Below are 3,920 nucleotides of genomic sequence, written 5' to 3'. Positions count from 1 at the left end.
GGCGTTGTTCTTTGAACCTTAATCGGCAAGCCCTGTTCAACCGCAGCAACTTCAATTCGTTTTAGCGTTGCTTCAATAAAGTTGACAATTCTTGGATTTTCTACTAATGTATCATTGCAAACAACATATATATCCCTGGTTCTCAATTGATCAGGGACTTTTTTTAATGCATTCCAGATTAATTGCAGGAGGAGCGTCGAATCCTTGCCGCCGCTAAAACCAATTACCCACGGACGTGGATTTTGGTCATAGAGGTACTGATCGAGGATTTCGCTTTCAATAAATGGCACTTTAAGAGACATGGTAATCAAATTTTGTTTTTACTAACATACAAAGTAGAAAGTTAACCTTGCACTTTACGTAGTACATGCCGGTTTTGATTGAAAGAAAGGAAAGTGAAATCAACCAATTGATTTAGAGAGTTTCACGAAAACTTATTGTCTATTGGTAAGCCTTGATGGGTCGATGCGGTCAAGTTTTTCTATCACAACGTTTTCATATTTCACCTGAAATTACATCCTACAGAACCAAGCCTCCTTGTGGTTTTCGCCTTGACTTAGCACTGTCCAAGGCACCTGTCACAGATAAGAATTTTCTCCTATATTTGCCCCGCAAACTTTACTAGATTACCTATGGAATTTCTACTTAAAATCAGGCCAAAATGGCCTTGGAGAGGCATACGGGTGCAAGTCCCGAAACCTGATCGAAAATTCCATTCGGTAGAGTTTGCGGTGACCTCTCCATTCTCTTTCCACATTTTATCCATTTCAAATGCAAACTCTACCGAATGGAGAAGGTGTTGACTCGAACAAACATTCAGTCAACGCAACGAATGATGCACGTCACGCATTAGATGTCGGCGCTCCGCTGACGCAATCGCAGGCAGATTTTCTGTATATCGTCGATTGTCAGGGCTGTCGGGAATTATCCCAATCACTCAAAATGATCCACGATCTGGCGCTTTATCATTCGGATATCCCGTTTGATCAGAAAGAAAAGTCAGCGCTGTTTGACCTGAAAGTACTTTGGGAAGGGCTCGAACAAATGGGGGCGAAAGCTTAGAAGTTGGAGGACTGTTGGCGACAGTCCTTTTTTGTTGCCTTTAAAACAAAACTTACAGCCACAAAAAAAGGCCCTGAGAAATCAGGACCTTTTAAAACTGGGAGGGAGACGGGTCTCGAACTTTGCTTACAAACATCTGACTGTGAGCTTGTTGCGCCTTCCAATTTATATTTACTACACGAATAACGCTGAATTTAAAATGTATCACGCAGACTATCAATTCTTTACGAAAAATGTTTTGACAGGATTTGGCGTATTTTATTGTTTTAATTACATTTTATATTCATTTATTCCAGTAATTTCTAGTTCTTTAGTAACAAAAATGCCTGTTTTACAGAGCTGCGACAGCTCGTTTTCGTAGTAAAAATATGAATTTTTGATCAAAATTGACACTTTACTCTCCTATCTGATTATCCTGGAAAATAGGCTATTGGGCAGCACATCTATTTTTAAATTGTCAAACTTTCGCCATCCAGTTTAGACCGCTGCCAAAAAATCGAAAGCGCTCCGGGCCTGTGGATAGAAAGGATTTCTTTTTTTCTTCTCATCTGTATTGAATTCCATGCATGGTCTCTGGCCATGGCCTGACTCAGAGTTCGTAGCAAGGTAAGCGAGCTACATCAGGTTGTGTACTTTACAGGTAGCCCATTCAAGCAATGACAGAATGTTTTGCCTGGTATATCTGCGGCCACTTCCGAATCATACCAGATTGGAATGGCATGTACGAAGATTTAGAAAGAGAAAGCATCAAATTGTTGGTCAGCTCAATTTTTCGACAGGACCGCCCTGAGCTTTTTGAGCGCCTGCGCATGCTTCTGCTTGGGCATTCTTGCCAGGTTCATCAATTTCCATTGCACAGATGGAAGGGCAGCGACCTGCTCCAGATTCTGTAGACCCAACAGATCCCATTGCGGAGTCTGTGCCTTAAATGATATGAGAAATTCCCTTTCCTGGTCAGTCATTTGCTTGTGAATCAACTCGACCAGAAGCTCGCGGGTATCTTCGAGCTCTTTAAGGGAGACGTCCGCTTCGGCCATCTGGGCAAATTCATTTTCATAAATAGCTGTGATGTCTTTATGATGAGGCGCCAGCAATTCTGACATCGGGCGCTGGTGGCTGATCAAAAACACCAGGAAGGTTTTTCTCAGGTCTTGGGTGAAGCCTTCTTTTTCAAGAAGAAATTTTACGTCAAACAAGTCCCTCGGGTGCTGCCTGTCCAATGCTGCGCAGATTTTCCCCGCATACAGATCGGGCAGGGAAGCAACCTGGATTTCGGCGTAGCCGAATTCTCTTTCCACCAATTCGCAGACTGCCATCCGCTCAGCTTCAAATACCGTCCCGCGTATCACCGGCGAGAGCTCTACCTTGATGCGCACCTCGCCAAGTTGCACAATGAGCCGTAATCCATCATTTTGCTCGTGTGTGTTCTGCACCTTGACCCCTGCCACTGTTTTGGTGATCAGCGTACTAAGGCGTGTTAGCGCTTCCCGGATATTTTTTAGTGAAACCTCTCGCGGTTCAGCTGGAAGATAAAGTAAATCGATATCCACCGATAGCCTGGGAAGCTCGCGGTAGAAAAGGTTTATTGCCGTGCCTCCTTTTAATGCAAAACACTTTTCTGAGTCCAGCAGAGGCAGTACCCGGACAAGAAGTTGCACCTGTTGGTAGTAAATCGTATCCTTATTCATCCGTTCTGACTTTGTCTGGGGACTGTTATCTGGTAGACCTTATCCAGCTCACCGCTTTCTGCGATTACACGATTGCCTGAGCCCAGATCTATTCTTTCCTGATCAATCTTTGCTAGCCAGCTGTGAGTATTCCGCGTTGCAAACCACAAAAATAGCCGCTTGGCTTTGATGCTGGTGCAGTCTTCCAGAAGGCGCTGCAAAGTGCGCGGCGATAACGTTGTCATACCTTGAAACAGCTGTTCGGCATGTTCGAAAGATATTTGATTGGGAACATCGGTCATCACCTCCAGGCAGGCACGTTCAGGTTGAGAGATGTTCAGAGCGTGCGTCCCGCCTCCCCAAGGGACCTGTAATGTGTATTGCCGGGAAATCGCAGGGTCCATCGTCGCAAAAAGTTCAGATCGCCTGTGGCGCACAAAAGTTACTTCACTTATCAGCTCATCAACCCAGATCGGCCATTTGTCGTTGCCATATAGGTGGATGATTGTTTTTCTGGAGCCAGGGATATAATGGGAAAAGCCCTTCAATTCAAGTGCAGTCAGCCCGCCAACCAGATAGTCGGTATCCATGACTGATTGCAAAGTAGATACTATACTCTGCCAGCTGAGTCTGATGCTTCCTCTTGTGTAGACCCCCTTCGAGAGTAGTCTGAGTTGATGACTCTTAACCAGATTATCGATGGCATGTTTACTTAGCGAAGCTTTCTCCATTAGCCACTGCCTGGTAACAATACTTCCCTCAGGGATCAGATTTTCAAGTAGCCTTCTTCGGTCCGGATTACCTGCCATATTTATAAAAGTGATAAATGACGGCGATCATCGCCGTGAAGACAAAGATAGATAAATAAATAATTTATCAAAAGTATGAATAACGGCGATTGTCGCCGTTATTCATACTTTTGATAAACAGAAAGTCCACATTTTTATTCAAATTTATTAAGCAAGTCAGATCTGCATAACCCTGGATTAGATAATCTTTTAAGCGCTGTGTTGCCTACTGCCGGAACTGAGTGGCCTTTGTTGAATTCACCCGGTAACCAACAGATATGATGACATCCAGGTTATACACGTGCATCTTTCTTTTCTTTCCGTCAGCTGCAACCTGTTCCATTTTGGAACAGGTTGCAGCGAAATCTAACTCCTTGGATTTGTATATGTTGTTGATATGTTT

The 3,920-nt window shown here is 43.9% G+C and carries 5 protein-coding genes; 1 reads left to right on the top strand and 4 read right to left on the bottom strand.

Annotated features, from left to right (window positions below):
* Positions 1–302 (bottom strand): phosphoadenosine phosphosulfate reductase domain-containing protein (locus ACTIE6_RS20495; RefSeq protein ID WP_439558405.1); only part of this gene is annotated, 302 nt, incomplete at its 3' end.
* Between the two features lie 469 nt (positions 303–771).
* Between ACTIE6_RS20495 and ACTIE6_RS20490 the strand changes: the two genes are divergently transcribed.
* On the top strand, positions 772–1,062 hold the full coding sequence (locus tag ACTIE6_RS20490; protein ID WP_439558404.1) for a hypothetical protein: 291 nt from the start codon (positions 772–774) through the stop codon (positions 1,060–1,062).
* A 764-nt stretch (positions 1,063–1,826) separates the two neighbouring features.
* Here ACTIE6_RS20490 and ACTIE6_RS20485 read toward each other — a convergent pair.
* The 3 genes from ACTIE6_RS20485 to rhuM all read right to left on the bottom strand — a co-directional run bounded on the left by ACTIE6_RS20485 (position 1,827) and on the right by rhuM (position 3,905).
* The gene (locus ACTIE6_RS20485) at positions 1,827–2,750 is read right to left on the bottom strand and encodes a nucleotidyl transferase AbiEii/AbiGii toxin family protein (RefSeq protein ID WP_439558403.1); all 924 of its coding nucleotides are present in this window, start codon (positions 2,748–2,750) and stop codon (positions 1,827–1,829) included.
* Entirely contained in the window at positions 2,747–3,538 is a 792-nt protein-coding gene (locus ACTIE6_RS20480) for a type IV toxin-antitoxin system AbiEi family antitoxin domain-containing protein (protein WP_439558402.1), read from the bottom strand. Before ACTIE6_RS20480 ends, ACTIE6_RS20485 begins: the two co-directional genes overlap by 4 nt.
* A gap of 205 nt (positions 3,539–3,743) precedes the next feature.
* A complete protein-coding gene (gene rhuM / locus ACTIE6_RS20475) occupies positions 3,744–3,905 on the bottom strand; it encodes a RhuM family protein (protein WP_439558426.1) in 162 nt (53 codons plus the stop codon).
* Positions 3,906–3,920: the final 15 nt, after the last annotated feature.

Source organism: Dyadobacter sp. (assembly GCF_051859145.1).
GTDB lineage: Bacteria > Bacteroidota > Bacteroidia > Cytophagales > Spirosomataceae > Dyadobacter.
The sequence above is the reverse complement of the archived record's forward strand: the minus strand, read 5'-3'. Positions and strand labels throughout refer to the sequence as shown.

Bases quoted from the DNA above. Each gene is read 5' to 3' on its own strand.
- ACTIE6_RS20485 (WP_439558403.1), bottom strand. From the start codon at position 2,750: ATGAATAAGGATACGATTTACTACCAACAGGTGCAACTTCTTGTCCGG.
- ACTIE6_RS20490 (WP_439558404.1), top strand. From the start codon at position 772: ATGCAAACTCTACCGAATGGAGAAGGTGTTGACTCGAACAAACATTCA.
- ACTIE6_RS20480 (WP_439558402.1), bottom strand. From the start codon at position 3,538: ATGGCAGGTAATCCGGACCGAAGAAGGCTACTTGAAAATCTGATCCCT.